The 21,959-nt window shown below is 68.6% G+C and carries 20 protein-coding genes and 1 pseudogene; 12 read left to right on the top strand and 9 right to left on the bottom strand.

What is annotated here, in order from left to right; translation table 11 throughout:
* Position 1 precedes the first annotated feature (1 nt).
* Positions 2 to 499, top strand: coding sequence for an HAD domain-containing protein (locus tag ACGFY9_RS07250; protein WP_393752749.1), 498 nt, complete (start codon positions 2 to 4; stop codon positions 497 to 499).
* Positions 500 to 539: 40 nt separating this feature from the next.
* Here ACGFY9_RS07250 and ACGFY9_RS07245 read toward each other — a convergent pair whose 3' ends face one another.
* Positions 540 to 1,598, bottom strand: a complete 1,059-nt coding sequence (locus tag ACGFY9_RS07245) for an aminoglycoside phosphotransferase family protein (protein ID WP_393752748.1) — start codon at positions 1,596 to 1,598, stop codon at positions 540 to 542.
* A 63-nt stretch (positions 1,599 to 1,661) separates the two neighbouring features.
* Here ACGFY9_RS07245 and ACGFY9_RS07240 point away from each other — a divergent pair, with 63 nt between their 5' ends.
* Together ACGFY9_RS07240 and ACGFY9_RS07235 are read left to right on the top strand one after the other, a co-directional pair.
* Positions 1,662 to 2,114, top strand: coding sequence for a GNAT family N-acetyltransferase (locus ACGFY9_RS07240; RefSeq protein WP_393752747.1), 453 nt, complete (start codon positions 1,662 to 1,664; stop codon positions 2,112 to 2,114).
* 55 nt (positions 2,115 to 2,169) lie between these two features.
* The gene (locus ACGFY9_RS07235) at positions 2,170 to 2,595 is read left to right on the top strand and encodes a hypothetical protein (protein ID WP_393752746.1); all 426 of its coding nucleotides are present in this window, start codon (positions 2,170 to 2,172) and stop codon (positions 2,593 to 2,595) included.
* 323 nt (positions 2,596 to 2,918) lie between these two features.
* Here the strand turns inward: ACGFY9_RS07235 and ACGFY9_RS07230 are convergent, their stop codons facing one another.
* The gene (locus ACGFY9_RS07230; protein WP_393752745.1) at positions 2,919 to 3,776 is read right to left on the bottom strand and encodes an inositol monophosphatase family protein; all 858 of its coding nucleotides are present in this window, start codon (positions 3,774 to 3,776) and stop codon (positions 2,919 to 2,921) included.
* 74 nt (positions 3,777 to 3,850) lie between these two features.
* On the opposite strand from ACGFY9_RS07230, the pseudogene ACGFY9_RS07225 reads away from it, so the two are divergent.
* Both ACGFY9_RS07225 and ACGFY9_RS07220 read left to right on the top strand, forming a co-directional pair.
* Positions 3,851 to 4,036 (top strand): annotated as a pseudogene (locus tag ACGFY9_RS07225) (IS5/IS1182 family transposase); the annotation flags it as partial.
* A gap of 62 nt (positions 4,037 to 4,098) precedes the next feature.
* Positions 4,099 to 6,873 (top strand): TIGR02391 family protein, encoded by a 2,775-nt coding sequence (locus ACGFY9_RS07220; protein WP_393752744.1) that lies wholly within the window; start codon positions 4,099 to 4,101, stop codon positions 6,871 to 6,873.
* A 30-nt stretch (positions 6,874 to 6,903) separates the two neighbouring features.
* Here ACGFY9_RS07220 and ACGFY9_RS07215 read toward each other — a convergent pair whose 3' ends face one another.
* Genes ACGFY9_RS07215 through ACGFY9_RS07200 form a run of 4 tightly spaced genes read right to left on the bottom strand, consistent with a single transcriptional unit; the run spans position 6,904 to position 11,615 of the window.
* Positions 6,904 to 7,821, bottom strand: a complete 918-nt coding sequence (locus tag ACGFY9_RS07215) for a hypothetical protein (RefSeq protein WP_393752743.1) — start codon at positions 7,819 to 7,821, stop codon at positions 6,904 to 6,906.
* A complete protein-coding gene (locus ACGFY9_RS07210) occupies positions 7,818 to 8,864 on the bottom strand; it encodes a TniB family NTP-binding protein (protein ID WP_393752742.1) in 1,047 nt (348 codons plus the stop codon). Before ACGFY9_RS07210 ends, ACGFY9_RS07215 begins: the two co-directional genes overlap by 4 nt.
* Positions 8,855 to 10,945: a Mu transposase C-terminal domain-containing protein gene (locus tag ACGFY9_RS07205; protein WP_393752741.1), complete on the bottom strand. Its 2,091-nt coding sequence runs from the start codon at positions 10,943 to 10,945 to the stop codon at positions 8,855 to 8,857. Before ACGFY9_RS07205 ends, ACGFY9_RS07210 begins: the two co-directional genes overlap by 10 nt.
* On the bottom strand, positions 10,911 to 11,615 hold the full coding sequence (locus ACGFY9_RS07200; protein WP_393752857.1) for a TnsA-like heteromeric transposase endonuclease subunit: 705 nt from the start codon (positions 11,613 to 11,615) through the stop codon (positions 10,911 to 10,913). The genes ACGFY9_RS07205 and ACGFY9_RS07200 overlap by 35 nt, the downstream gene beginning before the upstream one ends.
* A 335-nt stretch (positions 11,616 to 11,950) precedes the next feature.
* On the opposite strand from ACGFY9_RS07200, the gene ACGFY9_RS07195 reads away from it, so the two are divergent.
* The 3 genes from ACGFY9_RS07195 to ACGFY9_RS07185 all read left to right on the top strand — a co-directional run bounded on the left by ACGFY9_RS07195 (position 11,951) and on the right by ACGFY9_RS07185 (position 13,556).
* Complete coding sequence (locus ACGFY9_RS07195) at positions 11,951 to 12,382, top strand: helix-turn-helix domain-containing protein (protein ID WP_393752740.1); 432 nt, start codon at positions 11,951 to 11,953, stop codon at positions 12,380 to 12,382.
* Between the two features lie 56 nt (positions 12,383 to 12,438).
* Positions 12,439 to 13,089: a hypothetical protein gene (locus tag ACGFY9_RS07190; protein WP_393752739.1), complete on the top strand. Its 651-nt coding sequence runs from the start codon at positions 12,439 to 12,441 to the stop codon at positions 13,087 to 13,089.
* A gap of 131 nt (positions 13,090 to 13,220) precedes the next feature.
* Positions 13,221 to 13,556, top strand: a complete 336-nt coding sequence (locus tag ACGFY9_RS07185) for a DUF2516 family protein (RefSeq protein WP_078651503.1) — start codon at positions 13,221 to 13,223, stop codon at positions 13,554 to 13,556.
* A 56-nt stretch (positions 13,557 to 13,612) separates the two neighbouring features.
* Here the strand turns inward: ACGFY9_RS07185 and ACGFY9_RS07180 are convergent, their stop codons facing one another.
* The 3 genes from ACGFY9_RS07180 to ACGFY9_RS07170 form a co-directional block, all read right to left on the bottom strand.
* On the bottom strand, positions 13,613 to 15,112 hold the full coding sequence (locus tag ACGFY9_RS07180) for a PP2C family protein-serine/threonine phosphatase (RefSeq protein ID WP_393752738.1): 1,500 nt from the start codon (positions 15,110 to 15,112) through the stop codon (positions 13,613 to 13,615).
* A 282-nt stretch (positions 15,113 to 15,394) separates the two neighbouring features.
* Positions 15,395 to 16,480 (bottom strand): NlpC/P60 family protein, encoded by a 1,086-nt coding sequence (locus tag ACGFY9_RS07175; RefSeq protein ID WP_393752737.1) that lies wholly within the window; start codon positions 16,478 to 16,480, stop codon positions 15,395 to 15,397.
* A 203-nt stretch (positions 16,481 to 16,683) separates the two neighbouring features.
* Positions 16,684 to 17,499: a class I SAM-dependent methyltransferase gene (locus ACGFY9_RS07170; protein WP_393752736.1), complete on the bottom strand. Its 816-nt coding sequence runs from the start codon at positions 17,497 to 17,499 to the stop codon at positions 16,684 to 16,686.
* A gap of 136 nt (positions 17,500 to 17,635) precedes the next feature.
* Here ACGFY9_RS07170 and ACGFY9_RS07165 point away from each other — a divergent pair, with 136 nt between their 5' ends.
* From ACGFY9_RS07165 to ACGFY9_RS07150, 4 genes are all read left to right on the top strand, one after another.
* Entirely contained in the window at positions 17,636 to 18,130 is a 495-nt protein-coding gene (locus ACGFY9_RS07165) for a hypothetical protein (protein ID WP_393752735.1), read from the top strand.
* Positions 18,131 to 18,352: 222 nt separating this feature from the next.
* Positions 18,353 to 19,690 carry a D-inositol-3-phosphate glycosyltransferase gene (mshA, locus tag ACGFY9_RS07160; RefSeq protein WP_393752734.1) on the top strand — a complete coding sequence of 446 codons (1,338 nt, stop codon included), beginning with the start codon at positions 18,353 to 18,355 and terminating at the stop codon, positions 19,688 to 19,690.
* The gene (locus tag ACGFY9_RS07155) at positions 19,683 to 20,195 is read left to right on the top strand and encodes a YbjN domain-containing protein (protein WP_393752733.1); all 513 of its coding nucleotides are present in this window, start codon (positions 19,683 to 19,685) and stop codon (positions 20,193 to 20,195) included. The genes mshA and ACGFY9_RS07155 overlap by 8 nt, the downstream gene beginning before the upstream one ends.
* A 110-nt stretch (positions 20,196 to 20,305) precedes the next feature.
* Positions 20,306 to 21,958 carry a glycosyl hydrolase family 28-related protein gene (locus ACGFY9_RS07150; protein WP_393752732.1) on the top strand — a complete coding sequence of 551 codons (1,653 nt, stop codon included), beginning with the start codon at positions 20,306 to 20,308 and terminating at the stop codon, positions 21,956 to 21,958.
* The last annotated feature ends 1 nt before the right edge of the window (position 21,959 follow it).

The following is a 21,959-nucleotide window of genomic DNA, read 5'->3' as shown; positions in this document are numbered from 1 at the left end:
GATGCTCCTCTTCCTCGATGTCGACGGGACGCTGCTCCCCTTCGGTGCGTCGCGGCCCTACCCGGTGTACGAGCCGGGATTCGCGCCGCCGGCGGCGGCCGCCCCGCCTCTGCTGACCCGGATCGACCCCTCGCTCGGGCCGCGGCTCGCCGCGCTGCGGTGCGAACTGGTGTGGGCGACGACCTGGATGGACAACGCGAACGTGTGCGTCGCGCCCTGGCTCGGGCTGCCCCAACTCCCCCTGGTGGACTGGCTCGACCCGCCCGAGGAGAGCGAGAGTGCGGCCGGCGGCCGCCTGCACTGGAAGACCCGGTCGCTCGTCGCCTGGGCCGCCGGCCGGCCTTTCGTCTGGGTCGACGACGAGATCCGGGACGCCGACCGCGACTGGGTCACCGCCCACCATCCCGAACGGGCCCTGTTGCGACGCGTCGACCATCGGTACGGGATCACGGGCGCGGACTTCGATGCCATGGAGGCGTGGCTGGCGGTCAACCGGTAGCGGGGGGTGGGGAGTTGGGGCTCCTTGGGGTGGTCAACCGTCAGAACGGGGGCTCGTCGTACGACAGTTGCCGCAGCCACTTCGCACTCGCCGTCGCGCCCGCCGCCCGCGTCTCGTCGGACGCGCCCGGGAAGTGCCGGCCCCACGAGACCGCGCGGCCGACGGCACCGAGCCGTCCCGCCAGGGTGAGTGCGCGGCGAAGTTCCTTGCCGGTACGGCCATTTGCCGTCCAGGGTTCCAGGTAGGCGTCGCGCAGGCGGGGCAGGGCTTCGGGGCCGTAGCGTTCGGTGACCCGCCCCGCGGGGACCAGGAAGCTGCAGAACGGGTGGGAGACGGCCGCGTCGCCCCAGTCGAAGAAGGTGTAGCGGCCGGGCTCCGGGTTGAACAACTGGCCGTCGTGCAGGTCGGAGTGGTCGAGTGAGTCGGGGATGCCCAAGTCGGCCAGTTCTTCGGACCAGTTGAGCAGGCGCGGCCGTAGGGCGCGCAGGCTGGTGGGATCGAGGTCGGGGGCGGGTTTCCGTAGCGCCGCTGTCTGTTCCATGACCGACCCGATGAACTCCACTGTCTCGTCGAAGACTTGGGGCAGGGCCTTGGTCCTCGCGCTGGGGACACCGAGTTGTTCCAGGTCCTTGGTGTACGGGACGAGGGCGCGCTGCATCGTGGCGTACTGGCGCAGCGGTTCCTCCCAGGCGCGGGGGTCGGTGGGGGTGCGGTCGAGGACCTGGTGGAAGAGTTCGCCGCCGTCGGGGAGCAGGGACCAGCCGCGGTCGGCGTCGACGGCGAGGGGTTCCAGGACGTACTCCGGGACCCAGCGGGCGAGTGCGGCGGTGAGCGGTGCCTCGAAGGCGCCGGCGGGGGGATTGGCCTTCAGCCACACGGCGGCATCGGTGGTGCCTTCGACGGGGATGCGGACCAGGACGGACCAGGGGCGCAGGCGTACGCCCCGGCGGACTGTCCCGCTCTCGCGCAACCCCCTCGCCGCGAGCTCGCGGGCGGCCCAGCCGAGGACCTCGTCCCGCCAAGTCGCCTGGTCCCAGGGCGTCTTGGCGCCCTCGTGCTGACCTCGGTCCATGACCGCCCATGTGTCGTCGTCGTGCATCGGGTCATTCCAGCAGCGGGGCCGCCCGGGTTCCATCGATTTCCGCGCGGTAGCGTGCCGATCATGGCGGACTGGGAGCTACGGCCCGCGTCGGCCGCCGATGTCGAGGCGATCGCCGAGCTGCGTGCCGTCGTACTGCGCGGTGACCTGGAGCGGCTCGGCCGGTACGACGCGCGGCGGGTGCGGCAGCGGTTGCGGGACGGGTTCGAGCCGGGGTGCACCTGGGTGATCGAGGCGGGCGGGGAGTTCGCCGGGTGTGTGGCGCTACGGCCGGACGCGGACGCCCGTTGCCACTGGCTGGAGCATTTCTATGTGGGCGCGCAACACCAGGGGCGCGGGATCGGTTCCGCGGTGCTGGGGGAGCTGCTGGGGCGGTGCGACCGTGACGGTGTCCGCGTCGTACGGCTGAATGTGCTGCGGGGGAGTCCGGCCCGGCGGTTGTACGAGCGACACGGGTTCGCCGTCGGGACCGAGGACGCGGTGGACGTTTTCATGGTGCGGGCACTGCCCGCCTGAACTACGGCTTCGGCCTACGCCGTGACGTTCGCGGGGGCTGTGTCGTCGTACGGGTATGAACACAGGAATCCGGTACGTCAGCCTCGGTCTGCTGGCCGTGGTCAGCCTGTACACAGGGCTGTGGGCCTACTTCTCGCCTACGGGGTGGTACGCGAACTTCCCCGGACTCGGGCTGAGTTGGCTGCCCCAGCTGGGCCCCTACAACGAACACCTCGTCAAGGACGCGGGGGCGATGTTCCTCGCGCTGGCCTGCCTGACGCTCATCGCGCTGCGCCAGGTACGGAACACCCGGCTGGTGCAGACGACGGGTGCGGTGTGGCTGGTCTTCAACGTGCTGCACTTCGGCTATCACGTGCAGCACCTCGACATGTACGGCACGCGCGACCAGGTGCTGAGTGTCGTGTCCCTGGGCACGCTCATGCTGCTCGCGGCGGTGCTGCTGGTGCCGACGTTTCCTGGACGGCGCGGTGACACCCGGTGAAGGGGGGCGATCAGACCCTTGCGGTACTGGATCCACGCCTCGTCGCAGGGGCGGGTCTGACACGAGGGCGGCAGCCGCTGTCCTGTCTCAGATAAGTGTGGGCACGAGAGGGCTCTGACCTGCGATGCCTAGAGTTGAGTGGGACGGCTACGGGAAGTCCGTCCCGGTTGAGCGTGGGCACCCATTCATCAGCACCGTTGTAACTGTCGGCTTCCTTGTTGTGAGTGGGAGCTTCAGGAGTGTCTGGCGACTGGAGCCTCTCCTCGTTGTGGTCCCGTAACCCCTGTTCAGGGCGAGGCCATGTATCCGGGGGCGGGCTTCGCTCAGTTGTCGGCGACGGCGATGTCTAGGAGTTGTTGATGGAGTCCGGGGCGCGCGAAAAGCGCGGCTCCGGTGTCGGTCCGGTGCTGGCCGGCGAGATCGCTGAAGGTGCCGCCCGCTTCTTGGACGATGGGAATCAGAGGAGCGATGTCCCACGGGCCGGCTCCCAGGAGGAGGAAGGCGTCCAGCTGACCGGTCGCGACGAGAAGGGCGCCATGGCAGGTGCCGGACCCGGTGGAGGGTTTGCGGGGCGCTGGCGCGGCGGGATCCGCTGTGGTCCAGTCCAGCAGCGGCCGGACCTGCGTGACGCCCCGGGCGAGTCTCGCGGCCGCGGCGCGTTCTTGCTGGTTCAGTCTGGACGGAGGTGGCCAGATGCCGATGGCTGCGTTCTGGGCACTTCCGCCTTGGGTGAGGGTCAACCGGTGTGCCGGTGCGTCCGGGGTGGAGGGGCATGGCCCTGTCCAGGAGCCCGAGTCTGGCCTGGCCCACCACCGACGGCCCAGGGCAGGGGCGGAGACCATGCCCAGGGTGATGCGGCCGTCCTCCTCCAGGGCGATCAGTGTGCTCCACTCCGGTTCGCCGGCGAGGAAGCTCGCGGTGCCGTCGATGGCGTCGATGATCCAGCGCCGTGTGCCGTGTCCATGGGCACCGAACTCCTCACCGATGAACGCGTCGCCGGGATACTCCTGGCGGATCAAGGAGCGAAGGACGAGTTCGATCTCCCGGTCGGCATCAGTGACAGGGCTGCCGTCGCTCTTAGCCCGGGATTCGATGGTGGCGCTCGAGAAGTAACGTCGGGCGATGGCATCCGCCTCATCGGCTAGGCGGTGCACCAGTTCCAGGTCTACCAGGTCCGTCACGAGGCTGCCCTTCCCACAGTGGTCCGCCGGTAAGCTCCGCACGGACCGTGTAGACGCGGTGACATCATCAAGGGGTGGCTGCTGTGATCACGGCCTCGGAGCCGTCCTGGATTTCTCCCTTCACCGGACTGAACCCGCGCTGCTTCGCCAAGTTGGTGACCGCACTGCGCCGCGAGGGCGCCGACAGAGGCCGGACGGGCCGACCGTGGAGCCTGCCGCTGGACGACCGCGTTTTGCTGGTCACGGCCTATTGGCGTACGACTGCTGGCTTCACCTGGCTGGGCAGGGTGAGTTGGTACGTGGAGGGAAAGACGCCGCGCCAGTGGCCGGAAGCAGGAAGAATCATGGTGTGAACCCAGCCTCCGACTTGAGCGAAGCCGATCAGCTCCTTCTTCAATTGGTCTACGACTTGATGGGTCAGCGCGGAGCGTGGCCCACCTTCACGGCGGTGGATTTGCGGGCCGACCGTGATCTCGGAGTCGAGGACGCACAGGCCGCCCTTGTTGGTGTCCCGCCTGGCTATCTCTCCCGGCCTTGGCAATCCTTCGGTTTCTCCGACAACGACGAAGTTCGGCTCACGCTGAGGGGCGTGGCTACCTGCGACGGTGGTGCAGAGGATCTAGCGCTGCTTACGCAACTCGTTGCCTGGCTCGTGAAGATTGAAAGTGAGGATGCCTCGGGTGGTGAAGAGCCACTCTTGGCGAAGAGTGAGGACTTTGCCGCCTACCTGGAGCTGCCATTGAGGGAGGCCCTTCCCGATGGCACGGAACTGGAGCCCGCAGTCGAGTCTGGTGGCACGGAGCAGCCTGAACCAGCGACGGAGGTTGTGACCGCACGAGCGACGATGTCGCGGGTCCGAGTGCTGGCTGATCTTCTTCCCCACTTCTGGGGAGGTGCTGGCTGGAGCCAGGATGAACCGTGGTTGTGGCAGTACACGGTCGATCGCCGGCGTCTGCGCCCCTACCGCCATGTAAGGGGAGTGGACGCCCTGCTGGAGTATGCCGAGTCCCATGAACGCGCGCACACGGCTGTTGCGGCGTGGACAGACAGCTCAAGCGCATACGAGAGTCCTTTCCCGGTCGAGACAGGAGCCGCTACTCCCGCCGGAGGCAGCGACCTGGATGTCCTTCTGACGATGCTTCGTGAGGAGGTCACTGAGGCCAGCGCAGATCTGGTTCGCATGAACCGCTTCGATGACGCCATCTTCGCCGCTTTTCGGCGCGTCGAACACGAGCTCCAGCAGCGGACGGGAAACTCTTCGATCGGCAATGACCTGATCAAGCTTGCCTTCCTGGAGCGGAAGGATCCGATCAGGATCACGGAGCGCGAGAAGGATAAGGACCGGCTAGTGGAGCTGTTCGGCGGCGCCATTGGCTTGTTTAAAGGAGACCGGTCACACAAGGACCGCCCCTTGCTGCCGTGCCGGTCGCGCCACGAGTGTCTGCGGCTCCTGGCTCACGCGAGTACCTTGCTGGACCTCTTGGATCGCGACATCGACTTGGCACCATCCGTCCGAGGTTACGAGCACCGCCAAGGCAGCACCCTCACCCTCTGGGTGGACCGAGCAGGCTCCCAAGTGGACGTTTGGCTGGACGAGGCGATCCGGCTGGACAAGCTCAGCTTTCAACCCGGAACCCTCGTTGTGGACGTTGCACGTGTCTCGCATGGCGAGCACCGTATCCACTTGGTTGAGGGGCATCGCCAAGGCGCGGCCCATACCGTGTGGCTCACCGGCGATCCCGGTCTGTCTTCGTGGTATCGGGTCATTGAAGTGAACGTGCCCTTGTATGGGGATGCACAGGGGCAGCACCAGCTCGACATCGCGGGCGTACGCCTCGCCTGTCTGGAGGGGGGCGTCGCCAGTGAGCGGGTCGTACCGACCCGAGAGGTATATCAGGTAGGCCATTACGTCAGCTGGCAATGGTCCAATACGGCATCGACCGCTGCCACCTGGGTTCGCGAGCGTGTAGGAGGGCCGCTGTGGCAGGTCTGGGATGCCTCCTTGCTCTTCGCAGGCCAGCCTGTTGCACCCGCTCACTCGCAGCGTCTGATGCGCATCAGCATGGAGCCCAGCCATCTGCGGCTCCGCAAGGGAGAAAAGGCTCCCCTGCGTGTGCTGGCACATTTCACCGATGGCACCGCAACCTGGACCGAACCATTGGATAATCCGCAAGTAGAGACCAGTGATGAGAAAATCATCACGTTCAAGGGTGGTGCTGTATTTGCGAAGACACCTGGGAGCGCCACGTTGCGCTGCTTGTACGCTGGCTGCTCCGCCGAGGCCACCGTCGAGATTGCTGCCTATCCACGTGGCACTGCAACTAAGCTGTTGACGGGTCTACCGCCCGTGGCGGGGATCGCTTGCACCTTGAAGGGCCTAGTCGTCAGTACACGCGGGACTGATTTGTGGAGAGCTGGGCTGGACGGGGTATACCGGCTGATCGCGGGGGTGCCTCAGCTGTTCCCGCAGGGGCGTGGAACTGACACCCTAGTTGCCCGAGATGATGGTGAGCTGGCAGTACGGCTATTGGGTAGTCGCATGATTCTGGTGCTCCATCATGGAGAAAAGGATGCCGATGAATACTGCAGCAGCCACATCGTCAACCCGGACTGCTCGGGTACACCGATGGCGTTCGTCTGGGATGACGAGGACCTAATCGTCGCCATGGATAGCGGCGCGGTACATCGCGTGGCTATGGACGGCGTGGCGACGCGGATCGCTTCGGTCGATGGCATTCCGCTGGCTGTGGCGCGTTCGAAGGGGGCTCTGTTGGTTCTGTGCGCTCCCAGCCTTGCTGCGGTTCCGCCGGATCGCTGGTGCTCGCTCTGGAACATCCCGCGTGACAAGGACCATGGCACCGATTTGCTGGCAGGCCAACGTGTCACCGGGCTCAACGGGTTGGCTTGTTTGGGAGAAGATATCTACGTGAGCGACTTCGACGGTGGTCGTGTTCTGCGTTTGAAGTCTGAGAACACCGGCGCCCTCATGACGATTAGTGAAGGTCTAGTAAATCCCGGCCAGTTGGCAGGAGATGCCCTTGGAGCTTTGTATGTTGCAGAGTTCGGTGGAGGCGCAGTGAGTCGTGTCCTCTCCTAGACGGTCGCATGTGTTTTCATCGTGCGGCGACTAGTATTTAGCCGCACTGGCGGCGTGATTCTCTGTGGAGTATCGCGCGACACGGCGTACGAAGGCGCCGATTTTACTGCGGAGCCCTCTGGTTTCTGACGTCTGCATGATGTGATTTTCGGGGAGCCGTCGTTTGAGCTCTGTGAGGAACTGCTCGACGTCCGCCGGATACATACTGCGCTCAAGCAGAGATCGCCATTTCGGGGTGGTGGCCATGGTTATGACCGCGATGGTCTCGGGGTAAGCAGCGGCGAACAGTTCCGGTCCCCAGCGGGTGCGAGGCCCGGCGGCTCTGACCAGGGACGGCCGGCGGTTTATTGGGGTGTTGCGATAGTGCTGGCCAGCGAAGAGTTTCCAGAGAGGCAGTACTGCACGGTGGCATTCAGCGATTAGGTCGATACCGTGGTGACGGATGAGGCGGGAGTGGAGTTCCTGCGACCGGACAGTGGCGTCCATGCCGTGCAGGTCGGCTTGTTCGGCCGGGGAATTCACGGCTTCGCCGGTCCAGAGGCGGTGGCGTCGGCAGAGCTGACGGTGGATGTACGAATCCCAGATCTGGACCTGGTGCCCTCGTCCACGGGCGGCGGTGCAGCGCCGGCAGGCCCAGCGCCGTTTGACGAGAGGAGCCATCCCTGGTGGTGGAGACGAGTATCCGGTCTCGTGGAGCCAGCGGAGTTCCGGAAGGAAGTTCCGCAGACGTGCCGGGGACAGTCCGGTGAGGATGCTCAGCTCCTCGGCGGTGTTCTTGGTCCTGCTGTAGGGGTGGTAGAGCCACGGGGACGGATAGCGAATCTGGGACTCCCGGCTCCAGTTGGCCTCTGCGAGCTGTGCCCAGTAGGACGCGAGCGTCTCGTTCGGGACAGGGAGAACAGGCAGGGGCAAGGGGCGGAACAACGCGGGCCTGAACGCGGTGGTCATCCGGTCTCCCAATGAAGTGGGGAAGCCTGGCCGTCGTCGGTGGACTCACTGCTGTGGTCGATGCGGATCGCAGCGAGCGCAGATCGGGTGATGCGCTCGCTGCCGTCAAGGATCGCGGTGATGGCGGCGGCCCGGATGAGGTGGGAGAGGCTGCCGATCATTCCGCCGGTGCGCTGGTGGAGGTACTTCGACAGCCGCACTAATGTCCCTTCTTCGTGCCAGTGAAGACGCAGCGTGGCTTCGAGGCCTGCCACCAGAGATCGCCACTCGGAGGTCAGGGGGAAGGGGCCGGTGCGGATGAGGACGCAGCGACCTGCGAGCTGGCTGCCGCGGATGCCGGTGAACAACCCGGAGTGTTCCACGTTGATGCCTGCATAGACGAACGTGGCCGGCAGGTGCTCGGTGAAGTACTTCAGATGGTCGGACAGTTCCTCGCCCGAGGTCGTCGCGAGGTTCATCAGGTGGATCTCGTCGACCAACACCATGTCGGTTCGGGCCTCGATGAGGACTTGGCAGACGGCGCTGGTCACGTCGGTGGTGTTGTGACGCGCGGTGATGATCGGGAGGCCGAGGAATCGAGCGAATTCCATGGCGAGTTTGCGGGGAGAGCCCCGAGGCGGGGCGGTGATGTAGACAACCGGGATACGCCTGCTGTTCGGATAGCGCTGCTGGACACGCAGTTCGTGCAGTCGGCCGAGCTGCTTGAGCGCAGTCGTTTTCCCAGTCGTCCACTGGCCCGAGACGATCAGCCCCCGGCGGGCGCCGTGCTCTCGCTGGTTGAGCAGGGTCAGCAGGCGTCCCTGATGGGCGATGTCCTTGACGGTTGAGGTGCGGACGACTTGGAGCTCGGAGTGGTAAGAGATCCGGACTTCGTCATAAGTTGCTCGCAATGGCGGTTCCAGGGATTGCCATTGACGATGGGGCAGTAATTCGAAAACTGCGGGGTCGGCGTCCACGAAGTGGCGCCACCCGGCGAGCGTCGTGGACGGATCTTTGCGTTCCCCGTCGGGCTCCAGCACTGTGCCGGGATCGTTCACCACCACTGCTTTGCCTCCTTCCGAGCGTCGAAGATCTCCAGCGGGACGACCTCGGCGAGGTCCTCGTCACCGTCCTCCATGGGAGTGGGCAGAACGGGCGGCTCGGGCTCGTCAGTGGGGCGCGGCCAGGATGGTGGGGAAGTCGTCCGGGTGCGGGCGGCGACTTTGCGGTCCCGGCGGCTCCGGCGGGAGGAGGCCGAAGGCAGCTTCAAGGGCGTCTGCTCCGGCCCGTCGGCAGCCCGGTCCAGCAACGCGACGGCGGTCTGGGCGATCTCCGCCTCGGTTACCGCATCCGCGCCCCGCTGAGCGAGGATGAGCCGGGCGTGGTCCCAGGCCAGCTCACCCATCGGCATCGGGGCAGTGCGAAGGTGACGCCAGATCGCGGTGATCCAACCGCCCTGACGGTGGTTGCGTACCCAGACGCGAGAGATGTCGTAGGGGTCGTAATGCACGTCCCAGCCCCGGCCGTCGTCGCCCGTGCCGGACCGCTGACGGCGGAACGGGTTCAACTCCGCGCTGTCATAGGTCCGATGGTTGATGCGGACGCCGTAGGAGTTGATCGTCCGACGGCGCCGGGGCAGCAGCTCGATGTACTCCTCCGCGCTGAGCGCGACCGGGACGTGCCCAGCAGCCGCGACCAGCGCGGCGTACTTCTCGTTGGGACTCATCGCTTTGCCCGGCATCAGCGGGTCCCGCAGGCCCTCGTGCGGCCGGTTCTGCCAGATGACGATCCACTGCTGCAGCAGTTCCTGAAGCTGGTGAATCGACCAGACAGCCTCTGCCGCCGGATCGACGCCACGGTGCTCGGTGCTGCGTCCCTTGTGGCCGGGGAGGTGCTGGGCGAACATCGTGGCCACCGAGCCCAGAGTCTTCTCGATGTGCGGTTTGTCTGTAGGGGTGTCCGGGTGGCAGGGCTGGAAGGAGATGCCCAGAGCCTGGCAAGCCGAACGGAATGTGTCGGAGATATAGGCCTTGCCGCGGTCACAAACGATCGTCTCGGGCGTGATCACAGGGATGGCGGCGGCGTTGGCAAGCCGTTCATCGAGCGCGATGAGCGAGACGTGCGGGAGCACCGAACGGGACATCCTCAGCGCGTCCGCCCAGCCCGGCCGCATCGGCTCCGGTGTCATCGCCCGCGCCAGCAATAGCGCGGCATCCACGGCCTTCGTCGAGGGCCGCAGCACCGCCGCGGCAAGCGTGCGGGTCGCGATATCCACGATCCCGGTGAGCTCGACGGTGTCCACCGTGCCGTCGTCGTGGACGACCAGCACGTCCAGGGGAGTTGAGTCGATCTCCATCACCTCGCCTGGCCGGACTGTGGTGAGCTGGCCGAACATGCCATCCGGCTGCTTGGCCAGCGAGCGGCGGGTGCGGGCCGAGCCCAGGGTGTGCCGCCCGGAGGTGACAGCAGACAGCAGGCGGTAGAACGTGGTTCGGGACGGTAGCGGGACTACTCCCGACCCGTGCTCGGCATCCAGCTCGCGTTCCAGACGGCGCCGCAGCACCTGAGCGGACACCGTGGAGCGGCTGGTCTGGTCCTCCACCACCTTCCGCAGAGCGTCGACGACCCTCCGATCGACGCGGCCCGTGCCGTCCGAGACGGCCCGCAGCCGCCGGTCGACCAGCCCCAGTACCCCCTCATCCTCGAAACGGCGCCTCATCCTCTGGATCAGTGCCAGCGATGTGGTGTGCCCGGCCCCGGCCAGCTCGGCGGCCTTGGTCAGCTCCCGCTGCCGCAGCGACCTCACCGCTGGGTCGTACTCAGCCCGCACCGGGCCCTGCGGATCGTCCAACGGGCGGCCCGTGAGCATCTCCACCAGGTGCCGCTGCCACCACTCGGCTCGCTCGACCGCCTTGGCCGGAAGCCCCTCCAGCACGCCGGCCGCCGGGATGACCGTCCGCACCGAGGCGGGAGTGACCACCTCGAAGCCGGTTGAGGACAGCAGATGGGCCAGCATCACCACGCTCGCCGACTGGGCCTCGTCGACCAGCCGGACCGCAGTCCCCTCCAGCGCGGCCACCGTGTGCAGCCGCCCGTCGAACCGGACTGCATCACCCGCTCGCAGCAACCGTGGACGCGACGGCATCCCCGCCCCCTTCCCGCACCATGCCGAGCTGGACCCGCGAGTCCGCCGACAACAGCCCGGCCTCCAGATCCACGTTCAGGACCCGGCGCCAGAGCAGGTGGAACAGCACCGGCAGCACCGCGATCTGGTCACCCGTGTTCAGGGCCCCGGCCAGCAGCCCGCCGCCATCGGTGAACACCTTCGTCAGGCGGGCGGCGACATCCGGGCGGTGCACCCGCGGATGTCGGTAGCCGGCCAGCCACCGCACGTTCGCCATCAGCACCGCCTCCGGCGTCCCCACCCGCGCGAAGTCCCAGCCCACTGACCGGCAAGCCGCCGCCGTCACGGCGAACTTCTCCGCATCATCCGGCCTGATCCGCTCGTCCGGACGCACGTCCACCACCAAGCCCGTGCCGTCGGTGCGGCGCACGAAGAAGTCCGGCGTGTGCCGCACCCTTTTCCCGTCCGACCCGGCCCACGACAGCCGAAACGGCTGTGAGGCCATACCTTTCACCAGCGGATCGAAGTCGAGCAGCATCAGATGATCGCGCTCCAGCCACGACTCGTATCCCACATGACCACCACAGGTCGCCGACCAGTACCAGCCGCACCAGTTGCCCTGACCTCGGAAGGCCGGGAAGCGACGCTCAGGCCGTACCGACTCGAACGGGACCGACCACAGCCGTCCCAAAGACCCTCGCTCACGGACCCCGGCCGCGCTGACGTACTCCAGCTCGACACCCTCCGCCGATACCTCGCACACACCCATCCGGGCCTCCGGTACGACGCCGACCAGCCACCTCGACCGTAGAAGCGCCGTGACCGCCGTACCTACACAAGACCGGAACCCTCCAGAACTTGCCTACACATGACCGGGACACAGCCGCACATGCCTACAGAAGAGCGGGACTGCCTACACATCACAGAGACAGGACAGCCGCACCCCCGCCATCACACCGAGTGGCGCAGCACACTTTTGCAAGCAGGTGCTTGCAATAGTTAGCAGAGGTGGTGCAAGGTGGAGGCATGGCAACGCTCAACGTCGGCAATCTCGGGGAGTATCTGCGTGAGCAGCGGCGCAACGCGCAGCTGTCTCTGCGGCAGCTCGCCGATGCCGCCGGGGTGTCGAATCCGTATCTGAGCCAGATCGAGCGCGGGCTGCGCAAGCCGAGCGCGGAGGTGTTGCAGCAAGTAGCCAAGGCGCTGCGGATCTCCGCCGAGACGCTGTACGTGCGAGCCGGCATCCTCGACGCCGAGCGGGACCGGGACGAGGTCGAGACGCGTGCCGTCATCCTCGCCGATCCCACGCTCACCGAACGGCAGAAGCAGGTGCTGCTTCAGATCTACGAGTCCTTCCGCAAGGAGAACGGGTTCGAGATCGCCGACGGGGGCGAGGCCATCGGCCCCGGTGTTGCCGACGGCGGCGACAGTGCCGCGCCGCACGAGACCGCCGGCTGACCCGCGGACGTACAACACAAAACCCTCAGCTGATAGCAACCGGGAGGACCATCACCATGGCCATCACCGATGACCTGCGCAAGACCCTGAGCGACCCCACCCCCCTCTACTTTGCCGCCGGCACCGCCGACCTCGCGCTCCAGCAGGCCAAGAAGGTGCCCGGCCTGGTCGAGCAGCTGCGTGCCGAGGCGCCGGCCCGGATCGACGCCGTGCGCGGCACCGACCCGAAGGCCGTGCAGGAGAAGGCCGCCGCCCGTGCCAAGGAGGCCGGTGCCAAGGCCAAGGAGGCGCAGGAGACCTTCCAGACCAAGGTCAACGAGTTCATCACCAGCCTCGACGGTGACTTCAAGAAGCTCAGCAGCACCCTCGACGCCGACCTGAAGAAGTTCGGCGAGTCCGCCCAGGACTTCGCGCTGCGCGGTGTCGGCGTCGCCGCCGAGTACGCCGTCAAGGCCCGCGAGGCGTACGAGAAGGTCGCCGAGCACGGCGAGCAGGCCGTGAAGACCTGGCGCGGCGAGGCCGCTGACGAGATCGAGGAACTGGCCGTCGCGGTCGAGCCCGACCCCGAGCCGGTCGTGGTCAAGACCGAGCCCGCGCCCGCCCCGGCCCCCGCCGCTGCCGCCCCCGCTCCGGCGAAGAAGGCCGCCGCGAAGAAGGCCCCGGCCCGCAAGACCACCGCCAAGAAGACGACTCCGCCCGCCAAGTAACACGTACGGGTGATCAGTAACGGGTCGGGCACTCCACGAGTGCCCGGCCCGTTCTTCGGGTAGCGGGAATCCGGTTGCCGGTACGGTGACCGCGTACGGACGAGTCGAGTCGGGTGGTGGACGTAGTGCTGATGCAGGGCTTCACAGGGTTCATGTGGCTGTTGAGTACCGCCCTGATCGTTTTCAGCGGCTTCGCGCTGGTCGACGCGGCCACGCGTCGCGAGGACGCCTACCGCGCCGCGGACAAGAAGACCAAGCCGTTCTGGCTGATCGTCCTGGGGCTCGCCTTCGTGGTGAACCTCATCTTCAACATCCTGTCGTTCCTGCCGATCATCGGCCTCGTCGCGACCATCGTGTACATGGTCGACGTACGCCCGGCCCTCCGCGGCCTCCCCGGCGGCGGCCGCAGCCGCAGAGGCGGCTCCAGCAGCGACGGCCCCTACGGCCCGTACAACGGCGGCCGCTGAAGCCGTACGGCGATCACCCACTCGACCGTTCGCCGCGGAGTCAGGGCGTCACAGAGTCACGGCGTCCGGTCCAGGAGCAGTACCGCCACGTCGTCCGTCAGCTCGCCGCCGTTGAGGTCGCGGACCTCGTTGACCGCCGCCCGGAGCAGTTCCTCGCCCCGCAGGCCCTCGGCGAGCTGGCGGCGGACCATGGCCACCATGCCGTCCTGGCCGAGCCGTTCGCGGCGGCCCTCGCCGATCCGGCCCTCGATCAGGCCGTCGGTGTAGAGCATCAGGCTCCACTCGGCGCCCAGTTCGACCTGCGTCCGGGGCCAGCGGGCGCCGGGGAGCAGGCCGAGGGCGGGGCCGTTGTTGTCGTAGGGGAGGAGTTCGGCCGGGCGGCCGGGGCAGGCCAGCAGCGGGGACGGGTGACCGGCCAGGCAGAGGCCCGCGCGGCGGCCGTCGGGGGCGATGTCGACCGTGCAGAGCGTCGCGAAGATCTCGTCGTCGGAGCGCTCGTGCTCCAGGACCTGCTGCAGCGTGCCGAGCAGCTGGTCGCCGCAGAGACCCGCCAGGGTGAGCGCGCGCCAGGCGATGCGGAGTTCCACGCCGAGCGCGGCCTCGTCGGGGCCGTGGCCGCAGACGTCGCCGATCATCGCGTGCACGGTGCCGTCGGGGGTGCGCACGGTGTCGTAGAAGTCGCCGCCGAGCAGCGCGCGGGAGCGGCCGGGGCGGTAGCGGGCGGCGAAGCGCAGCGGGGAGCCCTCCAGGAGGGGCGTGGGCAGCAGGCCGCGTTCGAGGCGGGCGTTCTCCTGGGCGCGCAGCTTGGACTCGGTGAGCTTGCGCTCCGCGCGGTCGGAACGTTTCCGCTCCACCGCGTAGCGGATCGCGCGGCTCAGCAGCCGGCCGTCCAGCTCGTCGCGGAAGAGATAGTCCTGGGCGCCCACGCGGACCGCCTCGGCGCCGCGCTCGGTGTCGCCGGACGCGGTGAGGGCGAGCACGGCGTGGTGCGGCGCGAGCCGCAGTACGTGCCTGAGTACGGCGAGCTCGTCGTCGGTGCCGTCCCCGGCCCGGGCGGGCGCGGGCAGCGCGAGGTCCAGCAGGATGCAGTGGACGTCGTCCGTGAGCAGCCGCTCGGCCTCGGTGAGGTTGCGGGCGGTGCGGACCCGGATCGGCTTGCCGGTCGGGTCGAGCAGCTCGGGCACGACCGGCGAACCGCCGGGGTCGTCCTCGATCATCAGCAGGGTGAGGTGACCGGTCGGGGTGCCGTAGGCAGGGGCCTGGGCGTGGGCAGCGCTGGGCACGGCGTCGGCCGGGCGGTTGTCCGCCTTGCCGTCGTCGGTCTTGTCGCCCGCCTTGTCGGCGGTGACCGTGTCGTCGTCGACCGTGTCCTGCGTGCGCGGAGCCTCCGTGGCTCCGGATACGGCTCCGGACACGGCCGTGGAGGCGGCTGCGGAGCTGTCTCCGGTGAGGCCTCCGGAACTGTCTCCGGAGGGGCCGCCGATCGCGGGCCCGGTCTGCGCCTGACCACTTTCCGCGGCCGGGACCGCTCTCTGCCGCGGTATGGGTGCGGGCATCGTCCTGGTTCCTTCCCTCCCCCCGAGGGCACGGCGGGGCGAGGGACCTCGACCCACCGACGGGGACCATAGCGGTAGTGGGCGCCGTAAAGGAATGGTGTGAGACACGTCGCCTGGCAGGCGGCCAGTGTCATATGCCGTGATCCGTACCGCAGTTGGGCAGGGTGGCCCTCACCTGGGGATGACGAAGGTCACGCCGGGCGGGTGTTTGGCGCGGAGGCCGCGTGCGCCAGGTCACGTGGCCCCGGTCACCGGCCGGGCCCCGCTCGTCAAGCGGACGTATCACGCATCCGGGCGCACAACACCCAATATCGGCATCGAACCCGCCCCCGCGACCGTCACCGTCCGCCCCGGCCGCGGGGCGTGGATGATCGCGCCGTCGCCGATGTACATGGCGACATGGCTGGCGTCGTCGAAGTAGATGATGAGGTCGCCGGGGCGCATGTCCTTCACGGCGACGTGCGGGAGCTGCTTCCACTGCTCCTGCGAGGTGCGCGGGATCGGGTGGCCGGCGCTCGCCCAGGCCTGTGAGGTCAGCCCCGAGCAGTCGTACGTCGACGGGCCCTCGGCGCCCCACTCGTACGCCTTGCCGAGCTGGGCCGTCGCGTAGGCCACCGCCACCTTGTCCGCCGCGGACGCCTTGCCGCTGACGTCCTTGAGGGCGCCGGAGTCGAGCCACGCGGTCTGCGCCTTCAGCGCGGCCTGCTGCTCCAGCTTCGCCAGCCGCTCCTTCTCCTGCTTCTCCAGCTGGGACTCCAGCTTCTCGGCCGCCGCGATCTGGGTCGTGACCTTCTTCTTGGCGGTGGCCTTGGCCTGGCGGTTCTTCTCCAACTGCTGCCACTGGGCGGAGGCGTCGGCGGTGTACTGCTTCAAGTCCTGCTGGGTGCGGGTCAGTTCGGCGATCAGGCCCTTGGTGGCGCGCTGGCCCTGGAGCACCCGGCCGGTACCGTCCAGGAACGCCTGCGGGTTGTCGCTGAGCAGCAACTGCGCCTCGTCCGGGAGCCCGCCCGTGCGGTACTGGGAGCGGGCCGCGGCACCGGCGCGGTCCTTCAACTCGTCCAGCTTCTCCTGGCCCTCGACGATCTTCTTGGCCAGCTCGACGATCTCCGCGGACTGCTTCCGCGCCTGCTCCTCGGCCGCGTTGTACGCGTCCGTGGCGACGGCGGCGTCGTGGTAGAGCGCGTCGAGCTTCTCGCGTACGGCCTCAAGGTCCTTGTTGGTCACGGGGGTTGGGGACGCGGTCGCGGACGGGGTCGACGAAGGGGTCGGCGCAGGGCTCGCGAACGCGGTGCCGGGTGCCGCGAGTACGGTGACCGCGCAGACGACCGTGATGGCCGTCGTGATCAGGGCCCGCCTGCCCGTTCCCATACCCCTGCCCCCACATCCACATCTGCCGTACCGGTATCTGATTGACCGTCAGTAACTTACGGACGCCTGGGGGATCGTGCCATGTCCCTGCAGAAAACGACAGAGGTAGTACTTCCCGTACTTCTTCCCTTTCCTTCCAGGTCATGAGCTGTGACGAATGGCCGCCGGAGATCGTTCCCCGCAGCCGACACCCGCAACCGGATTCACCCGCGTGGAGCCAACGCCCCCCAGGTCACGGTCACTTCGCCCTGCCGCCAGCGCACCGGTCCGTCCGTCACCGGCCAGTCGGCGGTGAGGTCCCGCACCGCGCGGATCCAGCGCTGGCGGGCGCCGTAGGAGGCGTAGGGCGCGGCGGCGGCCCACGCGCGGTCGAAGTCGCGGAGGAAGGCGTGCACCGGTTCGCCGGGGACGTTGCGGTGGATGAGGGCCTTCGGGAGGCGTTCGGCGAGGTCGGACGGCCGCTCCAGGGAACCGAGCCGCGTCGCGAAGGTGACCGTGCGCGGCCCCTCAGGCCCGAGCGCGACCCACACGTGCCGCCGCCCGATCTCGTCACAGGTCCCCTCGACGAGCAGCCCGCCGTGGGAGCCCCCGCCCGCCGGCGCGAGCCGCCCGCACAGCCGCGCCCACACGTCGGCGACCTGCGCCTCGTCGTACTGCCGCAGGACGTTCGCCGCGCGGATCAGCAACGGCCTTTGCGGCACCGGGATCTCGAACCCGCCGTGTCGGAAGGCGAGCCCCTCCCGCTCGTACGGTTTCGCCGCCGTGACCCGCGCCGGTTCGATCTCGACACCGACCACGCGCGCGTGCGGGGCGACGGTGCGGAGGCGTTCCAGCAGTTCTACGGCCGTCCAGGGTGCGGCGCCGTAGCCCAGGTCGACCGCGACGGGATCGACGGCCCGCCGCAGCTCGGCGCCGTGCGTCGCCGCGATCCAGCGGTCCATACGGCGCAGCCGGTTGGGGTTGGTCGTGCCGCGCGTCACCGTTCCCACGGGGCGGGGGGTCGTCGCGCGGGCTGTCATACGTACGAGGGTAGGCGGCACGGGACGAAGGGCGCCGCACGGGCACCGGCCGACGTTGTCGGTGCGAGTCCCGTCCCGTTGTCAGTGCCGCCTGGCAGGATCGGAGATCAAGTCGACCGAGGGTGAGGCGGGACCGATGAAGGTGCTTGTCGGCGACGAAGTGCAGGTCGACTACGGCCAGATATTCGTGGAGAGCGGTGAGGACGTCAGCGACCCGCACGACGCCTTCGCCGGGCAGGCGGGGATGCTGTTACTTCTGACCGGTCTGCGCATCGGCGGCGTCGACTTCACCGCCGAGCTGCACGACAGCCGGCCCGAGCTGGACGAGACGTGGGAGGAGATCGTCGAGGTCCCGTTCCGGCCGGTGTCGGAGGAGACGGTGCTGCGGCAGTGGAACGGGAAGAACCGGTGGGAGCTGGAGCTGGGGGAGCGGGACTACCGCGTGCGGTACTCCGCCATCGGCATGGACGCGGGCCGCAGCAAGGACGTCCGGGAGGACGACGAGCCGCCGACCGACGACCGGTACCTGCTCCAGATATGGCCCGCCGCGCCCGAACCGGCCCGGCTGCTCAAGCAGACCGGCCGCACGGCCGCGAACTGGCATGCCTTCGCGACGTCGCCGGTGGGCTGACCGCCTGGACGGACACGGCCACGAACACGGCCGGAGTGGGGCGAGCACCCGGCACGCCCCATCCGCAACGCACCCTCGCCTCGAACGGTTGAGCGATCCCCGGCAATGGCTGGGTAAAATCCCCATGCGCCGGAATGAGACTCCCGCCCCCTGACGTTGCACAGCCTTGGAGGGAACCGCACGCCCTCCCTCAGGCATGCCCGCAGCGAGGAGGAACGCCACGTGAGCCAGTACGGCAGCAGGCTCGGACGGCGCTCCGCGGCCTCGTCCGCCCGGCTGCGGCTGCACCGCAAACCCCGCCGGATCGCCATGCTCTCCGTGCACACGTCTCCGCTGCACGAGCCCGGCACCGGCGACGCCGGCGGCATGAACGTCTACATCGTGGAGCTCGCGCAGCGCCTCGCCGCGATCAACATCGAGGTCGAGATCTTCACGCGCGCCACCACGGCCGTCCTCCCCCCGACCGTCGAGCTGGCGCCCGGCGTGCTCGTCCGGCACGTCGACGCGGGCCCGTACGAAGGTCTCGCCAAGGAGGAACTCCCCGCCCAGCTCTGCGCGTTCACGCACGGAGTGATGCAGGCGTGGGCCGGCCACCGCCCCGGGTACTACGACCTCGTCCACTCGCACTACTGGCTCTCGGGTCACGTCGGCTGGCTCGCCGCCCAGCGCTGGGGCGTCCCCCTCGTGCACGCCATGCACACCATGGCCAAGGTCAAGAACGCCAGCCTGGCCGACGGCGACACCCCCGAACCCGCCGCCCGCGTCATCGGCGAGACCCAGATCGTCGCCGCCGCCGACCGCCTCATCGCCAACACGGCGGAGGAGGCCGACGAACTCGTACGGCACTACGCGGCCGACCCCGCCAAGGTCGCCGTGGTGCACCCCGGCGTGAACCTCGACCGCTTCCGCCCCGCGGACGGCCGAGCGGCGGCCCGCGCCCGCCTCGGCCTCCCGCAGGACGCCCTGATCCCGCTCTTCGCGGGCCGCATCCAGCCCCTGAAGGCGCCGGACGTCCTGCTGCGCGCGGTCGCCGTGCTCCTCGACGAGCGGCCCGAGCTGCGCTCGAACATCGTCGTGCCCGTCGTCGGCGGCCCCAGCGGCAGCGGGCTCGCCAAGCCCGAGGGCCTGCAGAAACTGGCCGCACGGCTCGGCATCGCGGACGTCGTACGGTTCCGCCCGCCGGTAGGGCAGGAGCAGCTCGCGGACTGGTTCCGGGCCGCGTCCGTACTGGTCATGCCGTCGTACAGCGAGTCCTTCGGGCTGGTCGCCATAGAGGCGCAGGCGGCCGGTACGCCGGTGCTCGCGGCCTCGGTCGGCGGCCTCCCGGTCGCCGTGCGCGACGGCGAGACGGGCTTCCTGGTGCAGGGCCACGATCCCGCCGCCTACGCGCGCGTGCTGCGCACCCTCGCCGACGACCCGCACCTCGCGCCCCGCATGGGCGAGGCCGCCGCCCGGCACGCCCAGTGCTTCGGCTGGGACACCGCGGCCGCCGCCACGGCGGACGTCTACACGGCGGCGGCGCAGGCCCACCGCCGTCACGTACGCTCGCACCATGGGTGAGGCAGCAGCGGACCAGGAGCGGGCGGCGCAGGTCATCGAGGGTTTCCTCAAGGGCGCCGAACTCGACTGGGAGAGCCCCGAGTCGGGCACGTTCGTGGTCAAACTCCCCGGTACCCGCAAGCTGTCGACGACCCTCTCCCTCCTCGTCGGCCGCCACTCCCTCTCGCTCAACGCCTTCGTCATCCGCCACCCCGACGAGAACGAGACGGGCGTCCACCGCTGGCTCCTTGAGCGCAACCTCAAGCTGTACGGCGTGAGTTACGCCGTCGATCAGCTCGGTGACGTGTACGTCACCGGCCGGCTGCCGCTGTCCGCCGTCACCGAGTCCGAGATCGACCGCCTCCTCGGCCAGGTCCTGGAGGCCGCCGACGGCAGCTTCAACACCCTCCTGGAACTGGGCTTCGCCTCCGCGATCCGCAAGGAGTACGCGTGGCGGGTGTCTCGGGGTGAGTCCACGCGGAATCTGGACGCGTTCACGAATCTGACCCAGCGGCCGACCAACTGATCTCGTCTCACCCCCTTTCGTTGTCCCCGGGCGCCGTGGCATGCTCACCGCCAGCACATTTCTGAACGTCGTTCACATCCATGAAGAGCCTTGCGGGAGGACGTACGTACATGAGCCACACCCGTCTCACCAGACGAACCCTGCTCGGAAGCACGCTGGCCTTGGCGGTCCCCCTGCCGAAACAGGGACCCGGGGGACCCGAAGGGTTTGGGGGTGAAGTCCCGTCCCTCTGGCGGGAGTTCACCCGCACCCCCTTCACTCACCCGCAGATTCCGTACATCGGCAGGGCGGGCTGCCGCACCCGGCGCAGGGGAGGCCACTCGCTCGTCCTCGACGTCCGTCGCTACGGAGCCGTAGCGGACGGCACGACCGACTCCGCCCCCGCGATCAACCGTGCCATCGCCGCTGCCGGCAGGGCCGGCGGTGGCACGGTGCTCATCCCGCCCGGCACCTTCCGCATCGACGACGTGATCCGCGTCGGTCACTCCGGGGTCGTCCTGCGGGGCGCCGGCAGCGACCGTACGAAGCTCTACGCGACGAAGAACCTGACGGAGCTGATCGGTGTCTACGGCTCCCGCTACGGCGGCGACAAGTCGTCCTGGTCCTGGGCGGGCGGCCTCATCTGGCTTGCCCCGACGGCCCGTTGGGACTCCCTGGTCGCCGCGATCAGGGCGAAGGCGTGGCCCTTCGAGGGCTGGACCGGCAACAGGCGTGACGAATGGCGGCAGTTGACGACGATCGAGCCCGCGCGGCAGGGCGCGTGGACGGTGACGGTGGCGGACACCTCACAACTGAGGCCGGGCGGACTGGTGTTGCTCCGCCTGGCCGACGACACCGCCCACACTCTCCTCCAGCACATGGCGGGCGGCGGCCCCGGCCCCGAGGCGTACTACTGGGACGACAAGACCAAGCTCCTGTCGTACGTCCCCTACGAATGGCTCGTCCGCATCGCGCACGTCCACGGCCGCAAGGTGACACTCGAACGCCCGCTGCCCCTCGACATCCGCCCCGAGTGGAACCCCCAATTCACCACCCACGTCGAGGAGTTGACGGGCGCGGGAGTGGAAGGCCTCACCCTGGAGGCTGTCGAGACCCCACAACAACCGCACCTCCTCGACAAGGGCTACAACGGCGTCGTCCTCCAATGCGCCTACGACTGCTGGCTCGACGACGTGACGGCCCGTCATGTGGACAACGGCTTCGGGCTGGTGGCGGCGTCGGCGTGCACGCTGCGCGGTACGACGGTGGCGGGCCGCGGCTCCCACCACCCCTACTTCTGCCGCGAGGGCTCGCACGACAACCTCATCGAGGACTTCACCATCGAGGAACGCACGGTCCCGGCCCCGGCCAACACCCAGCTCCACGGCATCAACGTCGAGGGCCTGTCGTCGTACAACGTCTGGTCGCGCGGCGACATGCGCATGGGCACCTTCGACAGCCACCGCGGCCTGCCCTTCGCCGACGTCCGCACCGACATCACGGTGAACAACGACGGCCGCCACGGCGGCGACGCGAGCGCCGGTCCGCTCTTCGGCGCCCGCTTCACCCACTGGAACATCCGCGTCACGAACGGCCGCGCCGGCCTGATGAAGATCGACCAACTCGCGCCGTACAGCGCCACGGTGGGCCTCAACACGGTCACCGAGTTCGACCAGATCGACGTCCCCGACTTCACCGGCGACCTGCACGCACGGCTGGAGCTCTACGGCACGACGGGTGTCGTACGGCCGCGGAACCTGTACGAGGCGCAGCGGGAGTTGTGAC

The sequence above is a fragment of the Streptomyces sp. NPDC048504 genome (assembly GCF_043200035.1).
Classification (GTDB): Bacteria; Actinomycetota; Actinomycetes; order Streptomycetales; family Streptomycetaceae; genus Streptomyces.
Note: the sequence above shows the minus strand (reverse complement) of the source record. Positions and strands in the feature narration are given on the sequence as shown.